Raw genomic sequence first — 24883 nt, 5'->3', positions numbered from 1 at the left:
ATGGGATTATATTCAAAATAGAAGCATACGATTTTGAATCTGCCGGATGGAAAGGACAGAGAGGCAAGGAGGCTGTAGTCGGTGGAAAAAGAGTTTCTGCATCAGTTTTATCCGCGTATTTTGGATGTGACGCACCGGTCGACGTCGTTTTGGGAAGGTAACGATTATCGGGTTCAGATCCCATCGACAAAGGTATATAATCTAGCGTTTATGTATGAGGGCGAAGGCCAGCTTGTGCTAAATGGCGAGCGCTATGAGCTGAAGGAAGGCAGCATTTTTCATATCTCCCCCGGGATGCGGATGGAACTGAGCAGTTCCCGCAGTAAGCCGCTCCGGTACTTCGGCGTGCAGTTTCACCAATTGCGCATTCAGTGGGAAGGGAGCGACTGTCAGACGTCCATGTCGGATGCCCCGCTGCCTTTTCGCAGAGTGCTGTTCCTGCCGCGGAATTCTCTCCACATTCATGTGGCTGCGATGTATGACGGCTGGCAGGAGAAAGAGGCGGGTTACGAATGGCAGGCCAAGCTCGGATTGTTTCAGCTTTTGGACCAATTGTGCAGCATTGTCATCGCTGAGCAGACGCGTCAGGAAAGTTCGTACCTGCAGATGGAAAGCAGCGTACGGTACATCCGGCACAACTATGCCGAGCCGCTAACGCGGGATCGACTAGCGGACCAGGCGTCGATGTCAATCAGTCATTTTTCGGCGGTATTCAAAAATGTGATCGGCATCAGCCCGCAGCAGTTCGTCGAGAAGGTACGAATCGATCAGGCGAAGTCGATGCTCTCCGGCACGACCAAGCCAATCAGCCAGGTCGCCAAGGAAGTGGGTTACAGCGATCCGTTATATTTTACCCGTGTGTTTACGAAGGTGACCGGCATGGCGCCACGCGAATACCGGGGGGGATGACCGAATTGACCTAAGCCTGTACGATCGATCAAGCTTGAGGATGAGAGGGGAAGGTTCGAAATGCGAGAGGGACAAGAGGCTAGATCGGCCGATGTATTAATTGCAGGGGCCACATTTGCTGGACTGGGCTTGGCCGGCCGGTTGGGCAAGCAAGCGGTGGTGGTCGAGCGTACCGGCTTTGTGGGGCCGGAATTTACGTCATCCTACTGCCGCGCTGTGATCCATGGTACGGCGAAAGGCTCCGCCGAGGCGCAGGCGCTCCGAAGCGAAGCCCAGGAGCGTAACCTGATTGCTTCGGACGGAGCGATCCATTCGCCAGCATTCGTGCCGGTGCTGCACCGGCTCATTCAGCGGGAAGGGATCAATGTGCGGTTTTTAACCCGCGTCATCCAGGTGGATGCACAGCCGATGGGTGGGTTTGCCGTGACTCTGATGGACGGCTCGGGCTTATCCGTGCTGCACGTGAAGTGCATTGTCGATACGACCGGCCTGTGTGACACGTCGCCTCTGACGGCGTCCATGTCCCCGGTCAAACGGCGGCTCAATGCAATGATCCATCACCCAGGCGCGCCGGAGGAAGTGCCGCCGAGATGCAGCGGCTATGAACTCCATCGCGGACGGTTCCCGTCGGAGTGGATGGTCGGCTGCGAGCTAGCACCTACTGACGATTGGGCTGCGGCGCGGGATCGGTTGCTCACCCATTGGCGGCAGCGACCAGAGGCGCTTAAGCCTTGGCAGCTAGCCACGATCGCCGATGCTTTCGAGGTGATGGTCAAAGCGGGGACGTGCGACATTGCTTCCGGCTGGGTTTGGCATCCATCTGCGGCATACCGCGATCCAATCGCAGCTTACGAAGCCGGCATACAATTAGCATTGGAGGTGCTCACACCGTGAACATATCGGAGCGATGGAGCGGCAAAGTTGTTCAGCATGCCTGCGAGCCGCAGTTTGACGAGGACGTCGATATCATCGTTGTCGGCCTTGGGACCGCGGGGGCGATTGCAGCGATTCGAGCGGGGCAGCTGGGACTGCAGGTACTCGGCTTGGAGCGGATGCATGGTATGGGCGGCGCTGGGACGCTGGGCGGCGTGACCGGATATTATTTCGGCACACGCGGCGGGATTTACGAAGAGATCGACCGGCAGACGGCGGTGTTGGAGCGGGAGGCGTTCATCAAGGCAAGAGGGGTGAACGCAAATGCGAAAAGCATCGTGCTCGAACGGGCGGTTGCCGGTGCAGGCGCTGTTTTCAAGTATGAGTCGATCGTGCTGGGCGTGTACGTGGACGGCAACCATGTCCAGGGGTTGCGCTGGGTCGGTCCGGAGGGCGTGAAGAACACTTCCTGCCGTGTCATCATTGACGCTTCCGGCGAAGCCGAGGTGTGCGCCCTGATCGGCTGCGAGGTCGTCCAAGGCCGGGAAGTCGACGGCCAAGTCCAACCGTTTTCGAATGTGGTTCAGTGGCTTAACAATAACCAGGTGGAGCACTATTACACCGATTCAGGCTATTTGGATGCGACGGACCCGGCGGCATATTCGAAGGCGATCGTCGATTCCGCGCTGCTGGAGACTCATTTGAAGCCGTCCTATAGAGACGACCGGCGTATGTTGAAGGTGGTGCCGCAACTGGGACTGAGGGAAGGGCGGCTGATCGTCGGGGAAGAATCCGTCTCCTTCGGGGAGTTTATCCAGGACCGGTATACGTCTGAGCCCATGTTCTACGCGTACTCCAACCTGGACAATCACAGCAAGGATATCGCCTTCGAGAGCGAGGCGCAGCAAGATTGGGCTGTGGCTTCCAGCCTTTGGGGACTGAACTTCACCGTGCCGATCCCCAAAGGAGCGCTCATTCCCCGTGGCAAGGAAGGTTTGTTGGTGGCGGGACGCAGCCTGTCGCTCGACCATGATCTCGCCGGCAGCATCCGGATGAAGCGGGATATGCAAAAAAGCGGCGAAGCGGCGGCAGCGATGGCGTTCCTTAGCATCACGCGTGGCTGTGGGCTGAAGGAGATTCCGTATCCGGAGCTGGCGAGCCTGCTGGCGGAGACGGGCTGTTTCGAGCCCGGAGCGCGCGTCGAATTCAAGGACAGCTCCGTGCCGCTGAACAATGACCACTTGAAGCGGCAATGGCTGACGGACGTGGAGGAGATCCGCGAAGGGCTGGACGGTCCCAAGCCGGGCATCGCCATCTGGTCGGCGAAGCGGCTCGGAGCTGCCATCGCGCCGCAGCTTCGTACATGGGTCGCGGGGGAAAGAGACGAACACCTGGCCAGGCACAGCGCGATGGCACTCGGCTTGATCGGCGACCCCGCCGCAATTCCCGTTCTTCGACGCATGGTGGAAGAGCGCGACATGTTTGTACCGTTCACCAGCCGTAAATATAACCAGGTTCGCGGCTATGCGGCGATCTATTTGCTCGGAAAGCTGCAGGATACGGGCATCGTGCCCGAGCTTCTGAGCATTCTGAACGATCCGGCGGAGCTGCCGGCGATGGAGCCGGAGGAGCGGAACTGGGAGTTCATCTCGGACCCGCAGGAGCTTTACTTTCAATATTTCTCCTATTCGGCAACAGCACTGATTCGGATTGCCGAGAGGCACCCGGAGCTTCGGGAAACGGTTGCGGGACGGATTCGGGAGCGGCTGGCCGACCCGGGTCTGGAGCTGAACGTCTCGTTCAAAGGATCTCGAGTCATTAAGTATTCGATGGTTCCGCGAATGCGGCAGATTGTGGAGAAACGGCTGAGCAGCTGGCAGGAGATTTCTCAATCTCAATTCTAACCACGTGAAAAAAGAAAACCGCATGATTCCGGGAACTCTGGCGTCATGCGGTTTATTTATTAGTCCTCTACATACAAAGTGGCCGTACAAGGGCACGAGCAACAGAGCGTCATGATCTGGTTTCTCGTTCTCTTACGAGGAGCTTCCCCGGATTCGTTGGGCTGTTAAAACGAATATGGTTGTGTCGCGAAAACGCATATGTTTGTGTCGCCGAACAGATGTTGTTGTCTAACGACACAAATGTTCCTACATAAATTTTGTTTAATGAGGCTGTAGTTATGGGCATTTATTTTTTTATGTAGGAACTTTCATGTCGTCGCTTCGCGACACAAAAGTTCCTACATTATGCTCAAACGACACAAATGTAGGGACATAATCGGGGGGTTGCTATTACCACATAATGATACTTAATGTTGACGGATATGCTTCTGTTGCTTGCCGAAAATAACTTAACAATGTAAAAAGAATTTCATTACGATTGCTTGGAGCCGCGCTTCGTGATCGGTTAGTGGTCACTGTAAACTTCCCAGATGAAAATACACTTGGATCGATACCCGAAAAGGCGACTAACTTCTTGGCGTGACTAAACCGATTGATTTCCTCGATATCGGACAAAACCGTTGCAGCGCTTTTGCCACCGATTCCGGGAAGCGACTGGATAATCATAAATTCCTCAACTTCATTAGCAAGAGCATCGATCTTATTTTCAAGGTGGGATAGGTGCTCTTGGTACTGAAGGAGTAAGTTGATGTATAACTCAATGCTAACGAGATGACTGTTGTAGGCCGTCTCCTGAAAAGGGTTATTCGCGGCTACAGCTAGAATAGCTTTGGCCTTATCGCTGGCCTAGATCTAGCGCTCGTCCAAAGGACGGCGTAGCCATTTATCCTGGTTCGTAACTATGCGGTCAAATTCCTGGCTAACGATCATAAGATAGTTAGAAAAAGCGGAATCAGATATTATGCCTTTCCGCTTTTAAGCCGGGAGGTTCCTTTGCCATGGGATTCATGGACGTTTTGGGTAATATCGCTAAACGTTCCAAGCTTGCAACCGCGCTGTTTTGGGCTGAAATTACGCATAACGTTCCGCGAATCAATGAATTGAAAATGAGCCAAGGCGATCCGGATTGGCTCAAGGTTATCACAAATTATTACGATTATTTTCTAAAGCGACGCCTAACGATCCCTTATGTCCGCTACAATAGCTTAGATGATTTTGTCATCCCGATCGGGACAAATAAACTGAAGATTGGTTTCATTGCCGACTGGGGAACAGGGCAGGAGGATGCAGATTGGCTGCTTGCCGAGGTCATGAAGCATAGTCCGGATCTCTTAATCCATTTGGGAGACATTTATTACTCGGGAACGAAGGAAGAAGCGAAGACCAACTTCCTGGATCTCATCCAGAAGTACGTGAATCAGAAAAAAACGAGGGTGTTCACTTTGTCCGGAAACCATGATATGTATTCCGGTGGCGAGGGTTATTATCAGTTGCTTCAGCAACTTGGCCAACCAGCCAGTTATTTTTGCCTAAGAAACGATTATTGGCAGTTCCAAGCAATGGATACAGGGTTGAACGACGCAAGTCCATTGTCGGCACATGCCAGTATTCCTTATCTTGATCCGTTGGAGACCGATTGGCATATTCACAAGCTGCTAACTTCGGATAAAAGGAAAACGGTTCTACTATCCCATCATCAGCTGTTCAGCGATGTAGGAGTGGGCGAGGATTCACAAGGCCAGAAGCTTGTATTCAACCCTCATTTACAAGCTTCCTTTCATAATTTGATGAGTCAGGTAGAGTGTTGGCTTTGGGGTCATGAACACAATCTGATCCTTTTTCATCCTTATTTGAATTTACAACGAGGACGTTGCATCGGTGCCAGTGCATTCCCGGTCATGAACAGGGACTTTCCATACAAAACCGTAACAGGTATGAATCTCCTCGGCCAAAAAGTACCCCCGAAAATGTACGAGAACGTCAAACTCAAAACGAATGCGGACGGTGTATACTACCATAGCTACTTGATCATGGCTCTGGACCATGCCTCTGCGAAATTATCTTACTATCAAACCGACTCCGTTCATAACGGTCCCAGTGAACTCATGTTTGAAGAAAGGCTGTAATCGCATGATGAAAAAATAGACGAAAATCTGATAATGCCAATTTTGCGGGCTTCATTGATCAATTTAAGGAGTTGCTACAAATCGACTACCCTAAAAGCGCTGATCAGTCTAAAGACTAAGCAAAAGAAGCTATGATTAAAAAGAAAAAAGATTGTACCCTAAAATAAAACTGCTCTACGCACTGTTTTGTTTTTATTTAATGGTAGGAACATTTTTGTGTCGTTTTTCCGCACGGGAAATAAACCCTGAGCAGCATTTGTAAATCCTCATTACGTTAACGGCTACACTAGAGAAGATAGTACTTCTGTTGACGGGTATTGGCGTGATGTGACGGTAATACGGGTATAGACCTGGAAGTAGACGATGGGGGCGGATACAACCAGACCAATCCGGTTTTCAATAATTTTAATCCGCCCGATATTGATATGGGAAACGGCAGCTAAGCGACACGCTACTGATGTGAAGTAAATGCGATGAGGACACGTTCAATCCAAAGGTTCAGGCGATTGACGTCAAGGTGCAAAGGTTAACGTAATGGCCATACGGACTGAGGAATAGCGGCAGACTCTGCCGCTATTTTGTTACCTGCCAGGGATACGCACGCAGCGCTCGCCGCTAGCCAAACAACAAACTTATCGAAGAAAAGGGATAGCGGCTGTACCGGGGACAAAATGTTTCGGAATTAATTAAAGTTAAGATAGAGTACCGTCATTATTCTTCGCTTGAACCGTTATGGTTTGATTTGAGTTGTTTCGCCCGTCAGGAATCCAAGCTACGTGTGGGTTGGATGTTTCGAGTTCGGTGACTTAACGGGGATGACCCTGCGGCTGAAACAGTGGTGGAGCCAAGTAGAAATAGTAGAATGACTAAGCGGAACGGTTTCATGGTGTCCTCAGTAAGCCAAAGAAGTGCAGGTTTGAGGACAGCACTCCTTTGGTTAGTTGGTTGATTAGGTTGTAAGGTTTAACGATATCCAAGGTTAAAGCCCTTAAGACCTTCTACTACAAACCTTAAGGCTTGTAGATATTCAGGGAGTTCTTGATCCATGTGTACGGTGAGAGTTCGACCTTGTATTCGGTACCAAAGAACATGAAATCATGTTGGCGAGTAAGCTTCATGTAGTGGGTTTTTTAATTTGTCATCGAGTATAAGCGTATACAAACGTGTTGTTTCGATTGCAGAATGACCTAATTGTTGCTGAACTAGATCGTTTGTTTCGTCCAACAGGAAGGTGGCAAAAGAGTGGCGCAACTTGTGAGCTGTCATTTCTCGTGTATAGGCCTTCGCAAAACGTTTGATCATCTTTTGGACATAAACGGTGACGTTTTTGGGTTAAACGGCCGAGGTGTAAAATTTCGCGGATATTGTTAGTGTAAAGTGAGTGAGTAATCAAATTTATTTAATAATTTTTTCATAATTGATTCACAAATATCCCCCATAATGATTTAGTGATTAATATGTTTTATCGGGGGATAATCGGTGTGGATGAAATTACATCATATATAATACTAACAAATCGTAAGCCGCCCAAAGCATCATCACTCGCTATTCATGAACAGTACATATATACGCTCATTGCAGATCATCTGGGCGGTTTGAGCAGGCTTGCAGACATTTATGACGAAAGTATCTTAACTTTTCCATTAACGACAAGTGCAATAAAACGCTTATTGGATATGGGATTTATCGAGCTAGTCATATCGGAAGGCAATCCATAAGTATTAGTACAATCATTCTTTTAGCGATGATCAAAATCATAAAACCTATAAGCGCTAAGATAATCATCCCCATCATAGTAACTCCTCCGCCTCGGTCCACGGTAACCTTACATGCCTAGAGCTAGGTTCTGATTGATCGGCATTTTGTGGCGGCTTAACTAACCTCATTACGGGTGCTGCCGGCTGCCTGAGATTTCAACGCCATACGTGACTGTAAGAGAAAAATAACGCGGAGGCCGAAATGGCCTTCTTTTTATTTTCTAAATGAACCCGGCGGGACATAATAAAGCACTTGAAAAAGAGACTTTGGTAAATGCATTTTTTAATCGAGAACCCTGTATTTTTGTTAATTTTTCGATTGCTGAAAACAATGAGTATAAAATGAAAGCATACTCAGGTCCTTTGCCATAGCTGTACTGTTTGCCCACCGGTTGCTCCAGACGATGGGTCTCACCGCTTCGGTACCACCGCATCCAAGTTCTTAATTGAGACTCATTTCGTATATTTAGCTCCTCCATAACCTTCCGCGCATCTTACGACATGGAAGCATTCTCTTGAAGGTGTTTTTTTCTTGTCTCACGCTAGGGGGTCAGTTCCCTTGTCCTATTAGTTTATTTAATAAATCAATATGCATCCCATGATTTGTTGTTATGGGGCAGCCCCTTCATTTGCATAATTTAACAGCGTCGCGTGCAATATAAAGGGAAAAGAGGTAAAAACAAGCATGAATAAAGCTAAAATAGACCAGCAAGCCACATGGGATTGGCTTTATGAGAAGCTTGGCGAGTCTTCGGATTTTATGTATCACGATCTTGTCTCCGATACTAAGAGAGGTTACATGCTCTTCATTAGAAGTCTTTGCGACGAGGAAAAAGTGCATAAGCTCATTATTGAGCCATTTTATAAATTCGGTGATTTTGAGAATTATTTAACGTATCTTTGCGCATTACCATTCACGCGCATGTATAAAACCAATCAGGATACGCTGGACCTGGTCCTTGAGGGCTGCGCGGTATTATTTTTTGACAGCTGTATTTGTTTGGTTGATGTGGGGTTAACCAAGAACGATTCCATTTCGGCGATTGAAGTGGAGTCTTCGATACAAGGACCGGAAAACGCACTCAGTGAGAATATACTCGTGAATCTGAATCTGATCCGCAACCGTTACCCTCAGCCATCATTGAGAGTAGAGGAGTCCACCGTGGGCAGATTATCCAAAACGAAGATTGCGATGCTGTACGATGAGCAGTTTACGGATCAGAAAACACTGCAAAAAGTAAGGAGGGCCTTAAGCGAGGTAGACGCGGATGTCATCCAGGCAGCCGGAGAACTGCATCTTTATTTAACCAAGAAGAAGCGAACGTTATTCCCAACGATGATGACAACAGAACGGCCGGATCGAATCGTAGTTAATTTATCTCACGGAAAGATCGCATTCCTGATCGAGGGAACCCCATTTTCACTAATTATTCCCGCGGTCTTTTATGATTTTATGGCGGCGATGGACGATTTCTATGTTCCCTTCTGGGTCAGCCGTTTTTTGATCGGATTACGGTATGTCGGCTTGATCATGACCTTGACCTTAGCGGCTTTCTATGTAGCCGTTACTTCGTACAACCCGGAGGTTCTAAGGGTACAGCTGGCGCTTTCCATCGCAGGGAGCCGGGCACCGGTTCCATACCCCTCTTATGTGGAAGTTTTATTTATGCTTCTGATGATGGAATTGCTTACGGAAGCCAGCCTTCGATTACCGAAGACCATTGGCTCGACAGCCACTACCGTAGGTGGATTGATCTTAGGACAGGCCGCGACTCAGGCCGGACTTGTCAGTAATATCATGATCATCATCGTTTCCGCTGTAGCCATTTCTAACTATGTCATCCCCATCGTTGCGATGAGCTATGGGATTCGAGTGGCGAAGTACTTTATCCTGTTGCTCGCAACCTTCTCTGGCTTAATCGGAGTTCTGATCGGTATTGTCGCGCTGATCGCTTATCTTATCAGTCTGGACAGCTTCGGTCAACCGTATCTGAGAATGTACTTAAAGAACCCTTTATCTATCCAAAAGGAATCCTGACAAACTGCTATGGGGAAAGGGGGCCATCACTATTGAACCGTTATTTTTATTACTTAGTACTCACGAACATGCTTGTAAATGTTATAGCATTTGTACCAAGGGTTCTCATTCGTGAACGGTATCAAGGGACGGTGATGGCCATTGTAATTTGTGCGGCAATCGAAACCTTATTAATGTACTTATTTATTAATTCAGTTAAACATTTTCCAAGGAAAGGAACTCCTGAAATATTTGCTCAACTCTTCCCCGGATGGTTGAAGAATGGTTTACTGTTCTACTTAAGTTTCACATGGTATTGTGCTGGTGTGATTACTATGCTGGCATTTACCGACTTCTCAAGAAAATTTCTAAATCCGCATATGTCGCATACGGGCATCATCATTCTTTATTTAACCATTGTCGTTTTGGTGTGCGTACTGCCGTCCGATCGAATTCTGTACCTCCTTGAGATACTGTTAGTCTTAAGCGTTCCGCTGATCTTCTTCCTTTTAACCAAATCGTTTTTCAATAAAAGCATGAATTGGGATAATGTAAAAGCAGTAGCGATGTATTACAATAAAGTGCCCGCATGGACGACCATCTCCGCCGGAACGTACATATTTAGCGGTTATTTCAATATAGCTATCTTTAATCGGGCCTTCGATCAGCTGAAGTCCAAGCATCTATGGTTGGCCCCTCTGTTAGGTGTAACTATCATGGTCACTACCATCTCTATTCCAGTCGGATTCTTAGGCTCTGACGCGGTGGGGGACTACGTCTTCCCCTGGGTAAGTACAGCCGACGCGATGAGGATCGAATTAGGTTTTATTGAACGGGTCATGTTCATTTTTGTTTTCTTGTATGGTCTAATCGCTTTTGCAAGCATGATTTTCCATTGGCATGTGTCCTTCGAACTATTAAAAGGCATTCTGCCATTAACCCGTTATTCGTCACGTCGTCGAAAAGGTATATTATATGGCTGCTTAGCAGTATATTGCGCAAGCGTGCTCTGGTCAGGATATTTTATGAATGATGTAAGGCTATTTAAGTGGGGGGAGCTGTGGTTGAACATCCGACTGCCTAGTGAGATGTTGTTTGTTGGAATCATGGTCTATGCGGCAAGGAGGTTGAAGAATTGAAAACCTTCCAAATCATCTTGAGCAAATGGGTATCAGCCTTATTGCCCGTCTTCTTGGTGCTGCTTCCGGGATGCGGCTTTAAAGACATCGATAAACGTTTTTTTGTCGTAACATTGGGTATCGATAAACCTACCAGCAGTAATAAGCTATTTAAGGTATCTGTGAAATTAGCCATACCCAGCCCTCAGGAAAGATTCGGATCCAATCAATCAATCATAGTAACGGAAGAAGCGAATTCCGTAACGGAAGCTGTCAGAATTATCAAATCCAAGGTGGATAAAGAGCTGGATTTCGGTTATACCAAAGCCTTTGTGTTCGGCGAAAGCCTTTTGAATGAAGACGGAAATCTATATGAGATCATGGACTGGGTCAACAGACGACGGGATATCCAATTGACCGCATGGATGGCGATGGGGAAGCCAGATGCCTTATCGGTCTTACAAGCAGCGCCGAGATCGGAAAGACTTCCTTCCAATATGCTATTCTTATCGTTTGGTCAAAGCGGTACAGAAACGGCCTATATCGTATCGGAGTATTTATTTGATTTCTTCTCTAGGCTGAAGGAAAGAGGGAAGGATCCTATACTCCCTATCATCGAGAGGAGGGAGGATGATCAGGTAAGCATCAACAGGCTTGCTCTGTTTAATAAGCAGAAGCACGTGGCTACCTTGTCTCCGTATGAAACTAAAATTTTTAACTCTTTCTATGAGCAAATCGGAAAAGTAGATATTCCGATCAAATACCAAAACAATTATGTTACGATTGACGCGAACACGATAAGAACGAAGTACTCGATCCAAAACGCGGATTCTGCTAAGCCAGTCGTTCATTTGACAATAAAAATATTAGGCTTGCTGGAAGAATCGAGGATGCCGGTGAAACTATCGGAATTACAGCAGATCGAAAAAGTTGCGGAGCAAGAGCTGCAGTTGAGAGTGCTCGCTCTGTTCAAGAAGCTGCAAAAAGCTGGTGTAGACCCTATCGGCATCGGGCTCAGATATCGTGCTTCTCACCGAACGGATCAAGGAGAATGGGAGCAATGGCAGGAGAAATACAGTCGGCTCGATTTTCAAGTGTATGCCCAAGTGAAGCTCATGGGAACAGGGGTCATTGAATAGCTAAACGAATCAGGAGGGACATTCTTTTACATAATGTTTCCTAACTATAGGTTTCAAGCGTAATGCATGACGATGAACTGAGGCTCGGCAGCTGCTCGCTGTCGGGCTTCTTCCTATTTGACTCTAACCATCCCCAGCACCCCTATAAGAAGGAAGGGCAAACCCCTTGAAAAGGTTTGAAAATGAATACTTGGGGGAAAATAACAAAAATAGGAGCGAGGAGAGAATAGAGGTCTGGTTATGGATTATCCAACATATGAGGACGTTCAAAACGCACGACAGCAGTTAAGCAATCTAGCTTATGCTCATTGGATACACGACGATCTTTTTAAGTGGAATTGGTGGCTACAACTGGTTTTATCAATCGTTCCCTACATCATATGGTGGTTTCTCTTGGATAAACGCAGAGGAATCGAAATTCTCCTTTACGGAGCCATTATCGCAATTTTAGCAATTATTCTCGATAACATTGGAACCGACTTACTTTGGTGGGAGTATCCAGATAAGCTTGTTCAAGTGGTTCCACCTTTATTTCCGGCAGATATTGTTCTCGTCCCTGTTTGGATGATGCTTGTATATCAAATTTTCAGCGGATCTTCGAAGCTGTTCCTTATCGCAAATATCATTCTCGGAGCTTTTTTAGCTTTCGTCTGTGAACCTGTATTTATCTGGATGAACATTTACAAACTCTATAGTTGGAATCTCACCTATTCTTTCCTATTTTACATTGTGTCCTCTGTTCTTGCTCGTTGGATCGTAATGACGATGAAAGTTAGACAAAGACAATATAGGTAGGGCTCCTGTTGCTAATGGCTGGGCAATTCTTCTATCAAAGGGGGCAAGACGGGGGCGTTCTATGCTCCTCAGTCCCGGTTCGCCAACAAAAAAGGGGAGGTTGCACCAGATTTGGCCTTTATGGAAGCATCCTTGGATGCATTGAAGCCCGGTGGCAAATTGGCGATGGTCATACCTGATAGCCTTCTGAGCTCCTCATGATGTTTATTGAAGTAACGGGAGTTATGAGTGGGGAGGACAAAAGAATTGGGACAAAACTACGTACTTATAAAGCAGTGCGGCGTTACCCGAATTGACAAGTCTAGTACTACTTTATTTTTCTTGAACAGATGGATAGCGAGAAATAAAAAAAGAGGTTACCCCTGGCCATAAACGGCAAAAGGATAACTTTTTTTGTAAGATTTGATTAATTCATCGGTTGAATCGGGTCGCTCTTCAAGATGCCTTCCACTTCTTGGTAGCCTTCAGGGTAGGCAAAGTTATAGCGCGACGGAAGCGCGAACACGTATTTGTCATTGCGCGTCAGTTCGCTTGGGCCGATTGGCGCTGCGCCGATATGGAATTTATCCTGTTGGAGCTCATTCCATTGGTCAACAGTGAAAACGAGAATAGGGATATCCTGTCTAGGCTGTTCAGCGGTCCATTCGGGATGGCGAATGCTTAGTTTCGGGCCGCTTTCTACGACCTTATCGCCCTGCGCATCCCCTACGAAAAGACCGTCCCATTTGTCCGTTACGATCGCGTAGCTTTTCCAACTGTCTGGCAGCTTGAAACGGAAGCCGTATTGGGTATTCTCATAGAAGGTTTGGCCTACATGATCCGTTTGTCCGCCGACTGGGATCATCGGTTGGCTGCTTCCATTCCTTGGAATATCTTGGTTGGATGTCGGCTCTGATGGTTGATGCGGAGTAGGGTGGACGTACTTAAGCGCGTTAAAAATCATCTCAGCAGCTTGCGCGCGTGTAATTTCGGCTTGTGGATGGAAATTGCCATCGGCGTCGAGAGATGTAATGCCTTTGTAAATGGCAGCTTGAATTGCACCGAGATCGTCAACCGAAATATCAGCCTTGTCTTTAATGTCGATCGGCGGGAGCTTCATCATGTGCATGATGTTATGACTATCAAGCGCAAGGAGCAACTCTTTGGTAAATGTTGCCTTCGTCCATTTCTGATCCGGATCGAGATCAGAAGGAAGGTTTAGGCCATTATTCGCCGCTATGATGAAGCCTTGCGAGTACCATGCGTCATTTTTCGCTTTTGCAAAATAGTCGGTTGCCTGCGGCGCTTTAACAAATCGGATGGCGTTTAAGTTCAAACCAAGCGCCTTGACGATCAATTGAATGCCTTGCGCGGCTGTAAGAGTGGCATTGGGCTGAAACAGGTCATTGCTGATACCTGATACGAGGCCCTGCGTTTGCAAAGAAATAATTTTTTCTTTGACCGCAACCTGTTCCAGATCGGTGAAGGCTGCAGTTGCAGCAAAACTTTGCCCAGCTAAGGTAAGTGACAGTACGGCGGCAGCGGATAAGCTAAGAAGTTTTTTGCGGGATTTCACTTTCTATCACCTCGTTGAGTTTTTGCTTTCAATACCTCAAACGTATGAATGATTGGAATTGTTGCAAAAAATAATAGATACAGGCGGATACGAAGGGTAAACGGAGATGATTTATTTGCGGAAATGAATCGCTGGTAGAGACATGTATACTTTCACTTACAAGATCTTAAAAAACAGGAGGACAGGGAATTTCCACCTAATATGCCCATATGCTTATGGTTATGTATTTTGGAAGCATTAGTTGAATTATTAGCACAGCGGCAATCGATCGCAATGGACGAGCTCTTGGAAATTACAAATGGCTTACATGGACCTGAAAATTCACTTTTAATTTTGGATAATAGTCTTCTCTCCAGTTTTTCAATTCCTGATATGGAATCTGATTACGAAAATGTTGGCCTAACCCGAAAATATCCGATTTGTTTTTTTGAGCTTGCTCTAATATCTTGTTAAACTGTTTTTCGATCTGCTTCTCGAGTTCTTCTTGAATCTGTTTATCCGTCACACCTTTTTTTCTTTCCATAACTTTTATTTTTAATTTCAAACTGCAGGACACCAACGGTCCATCCTTTTCCATTGACGACTTGATGTGCAAAGAGCTGTTTTTTACGATCATGCCGGCCGAGCCCAGACTCTCTATCTCGCCTGTCGCATTGCGGTGATGAAACAAATTAACCAATAGATTTTCCTTTGGGTTGATCCGTCCCACCATTTTCTCTTTTTTGAGAATAGCCGAGCCTTCGAAGCGTAGAACTGTATCTTGGCCAGAAACGACGATCGGAATATTTATATCTTTCGTATAGGAATACAAACTTTGATACAATTCCCAAATGCGGGTACTCGAAACCTCTGGCGCCCACCCCCCTTTATAAAAGAAGTCCTGGATAGAGGTAGCATGAACACCAATTACTTTTTCAATATTGGACATCATTTTCTCAATATCCTCATCTGTAAAGGCAACCAAAGCTTTGGACGGCAGTTGCTCAAACTCCATTAAAAGTCTAACAAGTTTCCCCATTTCCTCTTCGTTCTCCGCCAAGTTGTTATGGATGACAATGAATTGTACTTGCGTATAATCGAGGGCATCGTCAGAATTTGTCTGCATCTGTTGTAAGATATTAGAAATCGAATTGCCTTGTTCCGTGACAATTCTTGTTTCTGTTTTGCCTCTTTGAGTTATGGGAACGTACAGTGTCACTTTGAATTCATCATGATTTCCTTTAGCTATACCAATGAGTACAGGGGGGGTACGAAGATTGATTTCTTTAACATCCCAGCAACCGCATAGAATGGTTAATGCCGTAAGTATAATGAAAAGTTTGAAGCGATTATTTCTTTTCATAACTCGCCATCCTTCGTTTAACCAAAATGCTATAGATGAAAACGGTAAATGAAATGAAGACGATAAACAAAGCGTGAGCAGCTAAACTCAAACCCGCAAGCTTTTCAACCATATCCAGGTTTGGGACATACACTCCCATAAAAAATGCGATTATAGCGAATGCAATGATCCAATAAAAACAATTGGTTCTTTGCCAATTGAACGTTTTCTGCATGAGTTGTCCGGCCATCCATAGCAATACAGCATTCATGAAAATCGTGAATCCGATTAATGAGATACCGAAGAAAATCGATTGCTGACTGAATATAAACCATCTCAAGTCGACGGAATTCACCGCCGCTCCTACCGGAAAACGAAATGTGGCAACCGTTTCTTGTCCAAATACGAAAAGCGGAATATACACCATGATGAGAATTAACAAGGTCACATAGGACCATACCATAAACAGTTGACCGTATTTCATATTGTTTTCAGATGGCACAAAGCCTAGAAATAATAACGGTGAAAAACCTGCTAGATAGTTAATCTTTGTGTTCAATAAAAAATTGGGTGACATAGGCAGAACAGGCGAAGCATTATGAACATCAAAATTGATGATTATAGTAAACATGATAAACAATACCAATGAATTAACGATGATGAACACAACGACACAAGCACGCATCATCGTTTCTAACCCTTTTACTGCTGCCAAAGCAGCTAAGAAAACGAGAAGGACCAGAACCGCCCAAGAGGGAGTCCGATTCAAAAATATCTCTCTGATCTCTTCGCTGTGGGCGCGAAGACCAAATCCAACCATCGCTGTCAAAACAAATGCAAAAGGGACAAGCACGATGTATGCTGCCCACTTTCCCATTTGCCTAAATATTTCGATCACATCCTTTTTCGGAAAATAATCCAACCCTTTTTTGTAGATCAGCATAAATACCATTTGCAGCAACCCTTCATAAAGAATCACTACCCAGTGACCACCTACCGTGATTGAATATAGAATTTTGGGATACAGCAAATAAACGAAGCCCCCGTTCATGACACAAACCAACAATACAAGCTGTACCCTATGGTTCACTTAGATCCTCCTTTTCCGTTATCCGAAATGACATATACGGAATATCACATGTCTTTAAACTTGACAAAATTATGCATATAAATATTAATCCAGTACATATACCCAGAATGCCGAAAACGGATGCAGCAATTAAAATGAAATATTTAAGAGCCCGAATGTATACCGAATTCTGCATACCAACGATTGTTGAACCTGAAATCAACATTGCAGTGATGACAATGACCAGTAAATTACTGACTAATTTCGCTTCCACAACCCCTTGGCCAAGTATGACTCCTCCAACCATCGTAACGGTCGGCCCTACGGTTTTGGGGAGTCTGTTAATCGCCTCAATCACTAAATCAACTAATACGACCATAGCAAGGGTTTCAAATAAAGGTGCTAAAGGAATGCCTTCTCTGCTTTCCGCGACAAACAAGGCGAGGTCTATTTTCAATACTTCAGGATTGACTGATGTTATCGCAATATATAGAGCAGGAAGGATGAGATTGGCCAATATCCCCAATCCCCTGAGGATTCGAATAAAATATGTGAAACTGACATGGAAATCGCGATCATTTGCAGTAGACAACATATCCCAAAACAAATGAGGAAGAACAAAGGCGTAGGGAGTATTGTCCAAAAAGAGAACGACTCTGTTGCGTTTTAACGAGTAAACGGCTTGCAGTGGAAGTTCAGTTACGGAGAAATGATTTACAGGTGGGAACTTGCGGGCACCAAAAAGATTATTCAGGTCATGTATCATTTCAATATCCGATTGAGCTTGTTTCAACTTCTTGTCGATTTTTTCAATAAGATCATTCGGAGCTTTTCCTTTAATATAAAGCATGGAAATCCTTCGCATTGCCAGCTCTCCGATTTCATATGAGCTATGGCATAGACGCTCAGTGCCCAGTCTCTTTCGGATCAGCCCTATGTTAATATCAACATCCTCGCCAAAGGCGTCCAAAGGACCTTGAATAGGGCTTTCATTTTTAGGCTCTTCAATGCTTCTTCTCAGGTTTTGGGGGACTGGTTCCACAACGGCGTTACGTTGATCATCCCCTGTTAAAATGACCAATTTGCCTTCTAAGACTGCCTTTATGATTTGTTTGATATCAACATTAAGCTGATCACTGAGGTTCGTAAATAGTTCATCAACGGAAGCAGACAATTCCGCCATTTGATGAAAGTATAAATTGGACTTGGAAAAATTGATTAGAGAATGATATCCTATAAGAAAAAGCACCGTTTGGTCAAATTGCTCTTCGTGAATGAAAAAATCATCATGCTCGGCGAACGTGGATTTCAATTCCTGAACGAAATTTCCCATGAAACCTGCTCCTTCAAGTTATGTGCCAACCTATTGTTTCCAGCAAATGGAATGAATATGCAACATTGAAACGGAGTTTTAGATAGTTTAAATAAACTGACAAAAGGTGTCCGGCGACACAAATATAGGTGTTTCGAAATCCCCCTAAATTGGGGATTTTTTATTTGAAAGCACACATGTTTGTGTCGCGAAGCCACGACAAAAACATATTCGCATAATCGTTTTACGACAAAAACATATGCGTATAATCGTGAATGAAATTGACGTCGGGTGAAGCGAAAGTAAAAACAAAAGATCGTAGTACTCAATCTAATGAATTATGCTAGCCGCAGTAGGTTTGGTCTATTTGACGAATTAATATAAATAAAGTAAGGAAGGAAGGGAAGGGAAAACCAAGTGCATGAATCGCTGAGAAGCGGTTTTTTAATTTTAATTACGTAAAAGTGTACTTTGACGAAATTGGCATATCTAAAAAACGAAAAAAATTGTCGGGTGACAAGAACATCATCTCTTTAGGAGCCGCGTAAATCGCGGTTTTTGTATTTTATGGGATCAAGTTCTTGTCAAAAACCAATGACAAGAACTTGATCCCATTCCCGAATTTGAGGAAAATGGCGCGGAAAGAAGGGAGGAGGGGTAGTCCGTTTTCACTTGCATGTGGATCACGTCTCGCGGAAACTTCCAAGAGCAGCAGTGGAAGTGGGAACGTCCACCGAACGAGCAACAGGACGTTTCGGGATGAGAGCAAACGCGTGATCTACCGTCCCATACAAGAGGGGCTGCAGCGTATGGACAGCCGGCGCGGAAGAGTCGAAGTACATACTCCACTCGCGCGGCGATCGCCTATGTTGGAATCTCACGAGTACGTGACGAAGCCGATCCGTTCCTAGCGCACTCCCTCGAACGGCCGGTTTCTTTTTGTTTTACAAAATTAAACGAGGTTGCCCCTCAGCCATTTATCACATGGCTTATGTGACACCCTCCTCTTTTTTACGAACGGAGGTATCGCAATGCCATCCAATGTGTAATTTCAAGCACAGAAAGAACAAAGCGGAAGCCCGATATAGGCTCGGCTCGTTAAACCCGAACAAATCTCGGCGGAATCAGGTTATAGGGATTTTTTTGTTGTTCATTGGAAAAAATTATACAGTCAGGTGCATTTTAAAATCAGCTATTCACCGTTTATTATCTAATAGCTATCAAGCATGCGGAGTGTGTAATTAATGAAAACATGCGATCAAACGAAAGTAATCGTAGTGTCGGTAATCATCACTTTGACGCTTGTTTCCGGCTGTCGCGCCAGAGGTACTGACAAAGCCGCTTCTCCTGTGCCAAGCCCTATAGTTACGCCGGCACCCACACCAATGCCCACTCCAACGCCCGAGCACAGCCCAGTACCGACTCCCATATCTGAACCAACACCGACTCCGTCACCAACACCACAGCCAACGCCTGAGCCTAAGCCAAAATCGAAGCCGCCGACGGTTCAAGTAGTAGCTAATCCGACAAGCATTGCCGTGTTAGTTAATAAATCATTTTCATTACCTAATCCATACGTCCCTAAGGATCTAGTTGAACCAAACGTAAACCTTATTTTCCCCGAGCACTCGGAGAAACGATCCATGCGCCAAGAAGCTGCAGGGGCACTTGAAAAACTTTTCAAAGCTGCCACTGCCGATGATTTACCGCTTGCAGGCGTGTCTGCTTACCGCTCATTTGAAACTCAAAAGTATCTATATAACCAATACGTGGAAAAGGACGGCAAAGAGGCAGCAAACAAATATAGTGCTAAGCCCGGGCAAAGTGAGCATCAAACAGGACTTGCCATCGATGTATCTGGCGACGATGGCAAGTGCGCGGCAGCCGATTGCTTTGGAGCGACACAGGAAGCAAAATGGCTTAAAAATCATGCAGCGGATTGGGGCTTTATTATCCGATATCCGAAGGGCAAGGAGGGGATTACGGGATATCAATATGAACCTTGGCATATCCGATATGTTGGGGTAGACATGGCGAAAGAAATTGCAACGCAAGGAACCACACTAGAAGAGTACCTTGGAAAAAAGTTTCCAGTCAACTCTCTACACTAATAGTGTACAATTGTCCAAAGACACAAAAGTGGAGACATAACTGAACGCACCGAAGCTTGAGAAATCTAGCTTTTTTGTTTTAATGTCCATATTTTTATGTCATGATTAAATGCACAAATGTAGGGACATTGTACTCTAACGACACAAATTTTCATCTGTCCGGTCCATTTACCTGAACTGGCTTCTGCTAGATTGAGGCCGGCATGACGAAGCAGGGCATTGCCGTGAACAAACCCGCTTAAATCCCCTGCCTCACCAAGAATACCAGCTAATGAAATGGCGCTGATCCCTTTGACAGCAAGCATGGATTTTGCAAATGGAATGCGATCTAGAACGGCAATGATCTCTGCCTCAACCGTTTTTAGCTGCTGGCAAGCAAGGTCGTACTCATCGAGCAGTTGCTTTAAATGAAGCTTGTAAGCATGTGTAGCTTGTTTAGATCCAACAGAACGACACGCAAGTGAGATAAGCACTCGAGCCTTACACTCACCAGAATGCCGCTTCATAAGGGTTTTCCAGCCAGCAATGAAGAGGCGGAGGCAACAAATAACAATTGATGTCGGGAGACAAGAACTTGATCCCATTCCCGATTTTGACAAGAACATTATCTCATTCCCGAATGGTTATCCTGATAATTATAAAGAAGAACAACGCTACATAGATACTTATATCAAAAATATAAATGCGCCAATAAGGTATTCGGAGTTGTAAAGACTAACAACATAAATACAAAGCCTCTGCGGGAAAATCCTCTAGAAGCTTTTTTTGCGGGAATGGGATCAAGTTCTTGTCATTTATGACATCAAGTTCTTGTCAATTGCGGGGCCCGGTAGCCTTTCGCTCCATGGTGGCCCTTTAATACGAAGAACGCTATTGACAAAATTTGCATTACTAAATATAATGACTATATATTCAGTCATTTAATAAAAGGGAGTGAGATATTGAGCAGACAAAAAGAACGCTTTGAGGCTATGAGAGCCGAGGCCACGGAAAGAATTTTAATATCAGCGGCTAAGCTTTTTGCTAACAAAACGTTCGCCAAAACAACAATGCAGGACATCGCGGATGATGCTGGGCTTAGTAAAGGATTAGCGTATCGATACTTTGCTACCAAAGAAGAAATTATGAGCAATCTGATCGAAATATCGATTCCTGGGATCGAACGCATTACAGCGCTGTTTAAACAAGAAGGTAACGAAAAGGAGGTTGTTATGAAGGTTACAACATTCTTGCTGGATAACCTTAAAGTAGATCCCTCCTCAACCGATGGGCTGTTTCTCTTTAGCCAGATCGATAGTTTTTCCGAAAAAGAACTGAGTTCGGAGCTAAAAAATGCCGTACGGACCTCGATGAAAAAACTCATCGACAACATATCGGATGTCATCCTTGCCGGACAGAAACAAGGGTATTTCAAATCTGGGGATCCTCGGAGATATGCAATGTTTTATTACAGCATTTTTCAAGGGGTGGCGTTTACTAGCCGAAGCTTTCATGAGGAATACGTATATCCGACAGCGGAAATGTTTTTAGATTTTTTGATCAAACAAACATAAAGGAGATATAACGAGAAGGGTAATTTTTTTTATAAATAATAATGACTGAATATTTAGTCATATATAAGGAGAAGTGAAAATGGAAAATTGGAAAACATCAGCATATGGCTTAGGGGAAAGCAAGATGAGGGCACTGTCCGATTTCGTCGAGGTGACGGCCACAAAGTTAGGCATTCCTGGCGTTACCGTCGGAGTTTGGGTGGATGGTCAGGAGGTCTACGCGTGTCACGGCGTGACGAGCGTCGACAACCCGCTGCCCGTCGACAGGGACACGCTGTTCTTGCTGGGCTCGGTCACGAAGACCTATACGGCGACAGCGCTGATGCGCTTGGTCGCTGAAGGGCGGGTCGTGTTGGATGCACCGGTCCGACGCTATATTCCCGAGCTCGAACTAGCGGACGAGCGGGCCGCGAAGGAGGTCACCGTGTTGAACCTGCTTAACCACACAGCAGGGATGGACTTGGGAATGATCGTGGACACCGGTGAGGGTAATGATGCCTTGGCTGCCTATGTGGCGAAGATGGCCGAGTTAAAGCAGATCTCGCCACCTGGTGCGCGGGCCTCCTACAGCCAGACTGGGTACAACCTGGCGGGCCGCATTATAGAGAAGGTCACGGGTTTGACGTACGAAAAAGCCATTGCCTCGCTGGTGTTAGAGCCACTTGGCCTGTCGAACAGCTTCTTCGCCCGCGACGACATCATGACCCGGCGGTTCGCCGTAGGGCACAATCCTGCTGAAGACGGAACGCTGTCCGTTGCGCGGCTGTGGAGGCGTTGGCGCGGCGACAACCCAGGCGGTGGCCTCGCGTCCTCAGTGGCGGACCAGATTCGATGGGCCCGGTTCCATCTCGGTGATGGCTGCGCGGACAGCGGTGTCTGTACCCTGCTCGCCGAGAATCTGCATCAGATGAAGGAGCCAACGGTTGAATTGCGGGGCAGCGCGCTCGGGAACGCAATCGGCATCGGTTGGTTCCTGCGTGACATGGATGGCGTTCGATTAGTTGGCCACGGCGGGTCGGCGAATGGCCAATTCTCCGAACTTCTCATCGTTCCGGAACGGAACTTCGCCATCGTCACGCTGTCAAACGCAGGACCTAACGGTATCACTTTCAACCAGTCCGTCGTCCGTTGGGCATTGGAGATGTATCTCGGCGTGATGGTCCGGGATCCAGAACCTCTTCCCTACAACGAGAACCGGGCCTGGGAGATCGTCGGAAAGTACGAGACTGACGCCCAGATGCTCATAATCCGTACTAACGGGGAAAAGCTGACGCTCGAAGTCGGGATTAGACCGGAGATTCGTGCAGCGGCGGACACCGAACTTCCCCCAGACTACGCGCCGGCAGACATCGGTCTGCTGTCGGCCGACGGGGACGAGTATGTCGTTACAAGCGGCGGCTTGAAGGGGCAGCGCGGCTTCTTCAGCCGCGATGAGAGTGGCGCCGTCGTGGGAGTCGATCTCGCCGGCCGGTTGTACAATCTGACTCGGACGACCTCTGAGTAAAGCCTAGTATTCGGTCTCTTACGAGTTTAGAGCTCACATCATGTACAACTCAAACATCGCCGTTAGGTTGTTGAAAGGGTACTTTAGCGAAATAAAAAACAGCTAGGCGACCGACACAAACTTTTCGGTCACCGCATTGCACGAACAAAGCCTGTAGCGCGGCGATGGAACCGATCCATCGCTCGAAATCAACGCCAAAATGGGGTGACGAATTGGTTAAATCTTTCCTAAGACTTGAAGGTTTATTCGTTTTCATTGCTTGTTTATATGCGTACTATAGGCTTGACTATGGATGGTTATGGTTTATTGTGCTGTTTTTGTTTCCCGATCTTTCCATGATCGGCTACATCAAAGGAAATGTTGCTGGGGCACGGGTATACAATGTGTTTCACACTTATTTAACAAGCGGTGTATTCATTTCCCTTGGGGTGATCTTGGATCAAACAATTTTTCTGCAAATCGGTCTCATCTGGACGGCTCATATTGGGATTGATCGAATGGCTGAATATGGTTTAAAGTACACGTCCGATTTTAAAGCGACTCATATCAACAGAATGTGATCGACAAGTCAGGATGACCGTGGCGGACTGGACCTCTTTCTCCAAGTGTTAGTCAATTGAGGGACGGAGAACGTAGCACAGTAACACGAGAAAAGGCTTTCGATTTTCAAAGTTGGTAAACCCTTAACCTTGACAATTCAGTCGTTAGGTTAATCAAAGAAAGGGCCATCCGCAAAGGATGGCCCTTAAACTTGCCGTTACAGTACGCGCGGAGAAAATGTGACGGAGCGGTAATTTGGTGGATTTATTATTTTTGTTGGCGGAAGCTCGCACTGGGATCTTGAAATGCGAACATATGCCATATTCCAAAATTGTCTTTAACCGTGATGGAGCGCTTTCCGCCCATGGAAGCATCCGAATAGTACGGATAGCTGTTTCCCATCGTATAATGACCACTATAATTGCCTTGGAAGGTCACGGGAGCGGCTTCGAACTGAATTTCTTGATTCGTTACTTTCAGCACGCGTGTCGTTTGATTCGAAGTACCATAGTTTTTTTCCGCGGATTGCTGAACCGTGCTCTCCGCTTTTAACGCATTAATATCGTTTTGCATCGCTTGAAATGTTCCCATAAAGTCGGTGCCGCCTGATGGTGACATCGAGGGTATGCAAATTTGCTGGCCGACGCTCAGATAATATGCATCGATACCCGGATTAGATTGGTAAATGCTTGCCAGTGGAACGTGATAATATTGTGCGATGTGATACAGCGTTTCGCCCGGTTGAATGGTATGCACTAAATGATTTGCAGGACATTGCCTGAAGAAATAAGGTTGCATAAGAAAGCCCCCTTTACGCGCTTAAGTTCACCACATCATATGCACGAAATGGGCTTTTGCTGCATTCGAAGAGGAATCTTATTCAGAAATTTCCTTTTATATTCAGATCGAATTAAGTGGTACCGAGAGCTGAATAATCTTTAGAAAAGCTGCCGGAACACATTTGAGCCGGCAGCTTTGTTGCGTTGAACAGAGAGGAAAGTGCGAATTTTGACTGAAATCGTATGTACGATTTTAAGATTGGATTATTTTATCGGTTGAATTGGGTTACTCTTTAAGATGGCATCCCCTTCTTGGTAGCGTTCAGGGTAGGCAAAGTTATAGCGCGACGGAAGCGCGAACACGTATTTGTCATTGCGCGTCAGTTCGCTTGGGCCGATTGGCGCTGCGCCGATATGGAATTTATCCTGTTGGAGCTCATTCCATTGGTCAACAGTGAAAACGAGAATAGGGATATCCTGTCTAGGCTGTTCAGCGGTCAA

19 protein-coding genes and 3 pseudogenes are annotated in these 24883 nt (G+C 46.1%); 13 read left to right on the top strand and 9 right to left on the bottom strand.

Annotated features, from left to right (window positions below):
• Nucleotides 1–81 precede the first annotated feature (81 nt).
• From FPZ49_RS29245 to FPZ49_RS29235, 3 genes are read left to right on the top strand one after another with little or no spacing between them, the layout of a single operon-like run.
• Entirely contained in the window at nt 82–909 is an 828-nt protein-coding gene (locus FPZ49_RS29245) for an AraC family transcriptional regulator (protein WP_144853928.1), read from the top strand.
• Nucleotides 910–969: 60 nt separating this feature from the next.
• On the top strand, nt 970–1803 hold the full coding sequence (locus tag FPZ49_RS29240; RefSeq protein WP_144853926.1) for an FAD-dependent oxidoreductase: 834 nt from the start codon (nt 970–972) through the stop codon (nt 1801–1803).
• Nucleotides 1800–3686 (top strand): FAD-dependent oxidoreductase, encoded by a 1887-nt coding sequence (locus FPZ49_RS29235; RefSeq protein WP_186446168.1) that lies wholly within the window; start codon nt 1800–1802, stop codon nt 3684–3686. Before FPZ49_RS29240 ends, FPZ49_RS29235 begins: the two co-directional genes overlap by 4 nt.
• Before the next feature lie 478 nt (nt 3687–4164).
• On the opposite strand, the pseudogene FPZ49_RS37085 reads toward FPZ49_RS29235, so the two are convergent.
• A pseudogene (locus tag FPZ49_RS37085) lies at nt 4165–4532 on the bottom strand (transposase); the annotation flags it as partial.
• 152 nt (nt 4533–4684) lie between these two features.
• On the opposite strand from FPZ49_RS37085, the gene FPZ49_RS29225 reads away from it, so the two are divergent.
• Nucleotides 4685–5812, top strand: a complete 1128-nt coding sequence (locus FPZ49_RS29225) for a metallophosphoesterase family protein (protein ID WP_144853921.1) — start codon at nt 4685–4687, stop codon at nt 5810–5812.
• 1095 nt (nt 5813–6907) lie between these two features.
• On the opposite strand, the gene FPZ49_RS37685 is transcribed toward FPZ49_RS29225, so the two are convergent.
• On the bottom strand, nt 6908–7114 hold the full coding sequence (locus tag FPZ49_RS37685) for a tyrosine-type recombinase/integrase (protein ID WP_144853919.1): 207 nt from the start codon (nt 7112–7114) through the stop codon (nt 6908–6910).
• 179 nt (nt 7115–7293) lie between these two features.
• On the opposite strand from FPZ49_RS37685, the gene FPZ49_RS29215 reads away from it, so the two are divergent.
• The 5 genes from FPZ49_RS29215 (at nt 7294) to FPZ49_RS29195 (ending at nt 12638) form a co-directional block, all read left to right on the top strand.
• Entirely contained in the window at nt 7294–7530 is a 237-nt protein-coding gene (locus FPZ49_RS29215; RefSeq protein WP_144853917.1) for a hypothetical protein, read from the top strand.
• 724 nt (nt 7531–8254) lie between these two features.
• Complete coding sequence (locus FPZ49_RS29210) at nt 8255–9607, top strand: spore germination protein (protein WP_144853915.1); 1353 nt, start codon at nt 8255–8257, stop codon at nt 9605–9607.
• Between the two features lie 32 nt (nt 9608–9639).
• Nucleotides 9640–10725, top strand: a complete 1086-nt coding sequence (locus tag FPZ49_RS29205) for a GerAB/ArcD/ProY family transporter (RefSeq protein ID WP_144853913.1) — start codon at nt 9640–9642, stop codon at nt 10723–10725.
• Nucleotides 10722–11843, top strand: coding sequence for a Ger(x)C family spore germination protein (locus FPZ49_RS29200; RefSeq protein ID WP_144853911.1), 1122 nt, complete (start codon nt 10722–10724; stop codon nt 11841–11843). The genes FPZ49_RS29205 and FPZ49_RS29200 overlap by 4 nt, the downstream gene beginning before the upstream one ends.
• 240 nt (nt 11844–12083) lie before the next feature.
• Entirely contained in the window at nt 12084–12638 is a 555-nt protein-coding gene (locus tag FPZ49_RS29195) for a CBO0543 family protein (protein ID WP_144853909.1), read from the top strand.
• Nucleotides 12639–13044: 406 nt separating this feature from the next.
• Here the strand turns inward: FPZ49_RS29195 and FPZ49_RS36490 are convergent, their stop codons facing one another.
• The 4 genes from FPZ49_RS36490 to FPZ49_RS29175 all read right to left on the bottom strand — a co-directional run bounded on the left by FPZ49_RS36490 (nt 13045) and on the right by FPZ49_RS29175 (nt 17916).
• Nucleotides 13045–14193, bottom strand: a complete 1149-nt coding sequence (locus tag FPZ49_RS36490; RefSeq protein WP_222429986.1) for an S-layer homology domain-containing protein — start codon at nt 14191–14193, stop codon at nt 13045–13047.
• A gap of 292 nt (nt 14194–14485) precedes the next feature.
• Entirely contained in the window at nt 14486–15535 is a 1050-nt protein-coding gene (locus FPZ49_RS29185; protein WP_144853907.1) for a Ger(x)C family spore germination protein, read from the bottom strand.
• Nucleotides 15522–16604, bottom strand: a complete 1083-nt coding sequence (locus tag FPZ49_RS29180; RefSeq protein WP_144853905.1) for a GerAB/ArcD/ProY family transporter — start codon at nt 16602–16604, stop codon at nt 15522–15524. The genes FPZ49_RS29185 and FPZ49_RS29180 overlap by 14 nt, the downstream gene beginning before the upstream one ends.
• Complete coding sequence (locus tag FPZ49_RS29175; RefSeq protein WP_144853903.1) at nt 16594–17916, bottom strand: spore germination protein; 1323 nt, start codon at nt 17914–17916, stop codon at nt 16594–16596. The genes FPZ49_RS29180 and FPZ49_RS29175 overlap by 11 nt, the downstream gene beginning before the upstream one ends.
• A 1223-nt stretch (nt 17917–19139) precedes the next feature.
• Between FPZ49_RS29175 and FPZ49_RS29170 the strand changes: the two genes are divergently transcribed.
• Nucleotides 19140–20006 carry a M15 family metallopeptidase gene (locus FPZ49_RS29170; protein WP_144853901.1) on the top strand — a complete coding sequence of 289 codons (867 nt, stop codon included), beginning with the start codon at nt 19140–19142 and terminating at the stop codon, nt 20004–20006.
• A 146-nt stretch (nt 20007–20152) separates the two neighbouring features.
• On the opposite strand, the pseudogene FPZ49_RS29165 reads toward FPZ49_RS29170, so the two are convergent.
• A pseudogene (locus FPZ49_RS29165) lies at nt 20153–20533 on the bottom strand (transposase); the annotation flags it as partial.
• Nucleotides 20534–20947: 414 nt separating this feature from the next.
• Between FPZ49_RS29165 and FPZ49_RS29160 the strand changes: the two are divergent.
• The 3 genes from FPZ49_RS29160 (at nt 20948) to FPZ49_RS29150 (ending at nt 23623) form a co-directional block, all read left to right on the top strand.
• Nucleotides 20948–21559, top strand: a complete 612-nt coding sequence (locus FPZ49_RS29160) for a TetR/AcrR family transcriptional regulator (RefSeq protein WP_144853899.1) — start codon at nt 20948–20950, stop codon at nt 21557–21559.
• A 79-nt stretch (nt 21560–21638) separates the two neighbouring features.
• The gene (locus FPZ49_RS29155) at nt 21639–23063 is read left to right on the top strand and encodes a serine hydrolase domain-containing protein (RefSeq protein ID WP_222429985.1); all 1425 of its coding nucleotides are present in this window, start codon (nt 21639–21641) and stop codon (nt 23061–23063) included.
• Nucleotides 23064–23227: 164 nt separating this feature from the next.
• The gene (locus FPZ49_RS29150) at nt 23228–23623 is read left to right on the top strand and encodes a DUF4260 domain-containing protein (protein WP_144853897.1); all 396 of its coding nucleotides are present in this window, start codon (nt 23228–23230) and stop codon (nt 23621–23623) included.
• A 247-nt stretch (nt 23624–23870) separates the two neighbouring features.
• On the opposite strand, the gene FPZ49_RS29145 is transcribed toward FPZ49_RS29150, so the two are convergent.
• Nucleotides 23871–24401 carry a LysM peptidoglycan-binding domain-containing protein gene (locus FPZ49_RS29145; protein ID WP_144853895.1) on the bottom strand — a complete coding sequence of 177 codons (531 nt, stop codon included), beginning with the start codon at nt 24399–24401 and terminating at the stop codon, nt 23871–23873.
• Between the two features lie 245 nt (nt 24402–24646).
• A pseudogene (locus FPZ49_RS29140) lies at nt 24647–24883 on the bottom strand (hypothetical protein); the annotation flags it as partial.

It is taken from the genome of Paenibacillus cremeus (genome assembly GCF_007786445.1).
GTDB classification, from domain to species: domain Bacteria; phylum Bacillota; class Bacilli; order Paenibacillales; family NBRC-103111; genus Paenibacillus_G; species Paenibacillus_G cremeus.
Note: the sequence above shows the minus strand (reverse complement) of the source record. Positions and strands in the feature narration are given on the sequence as shown.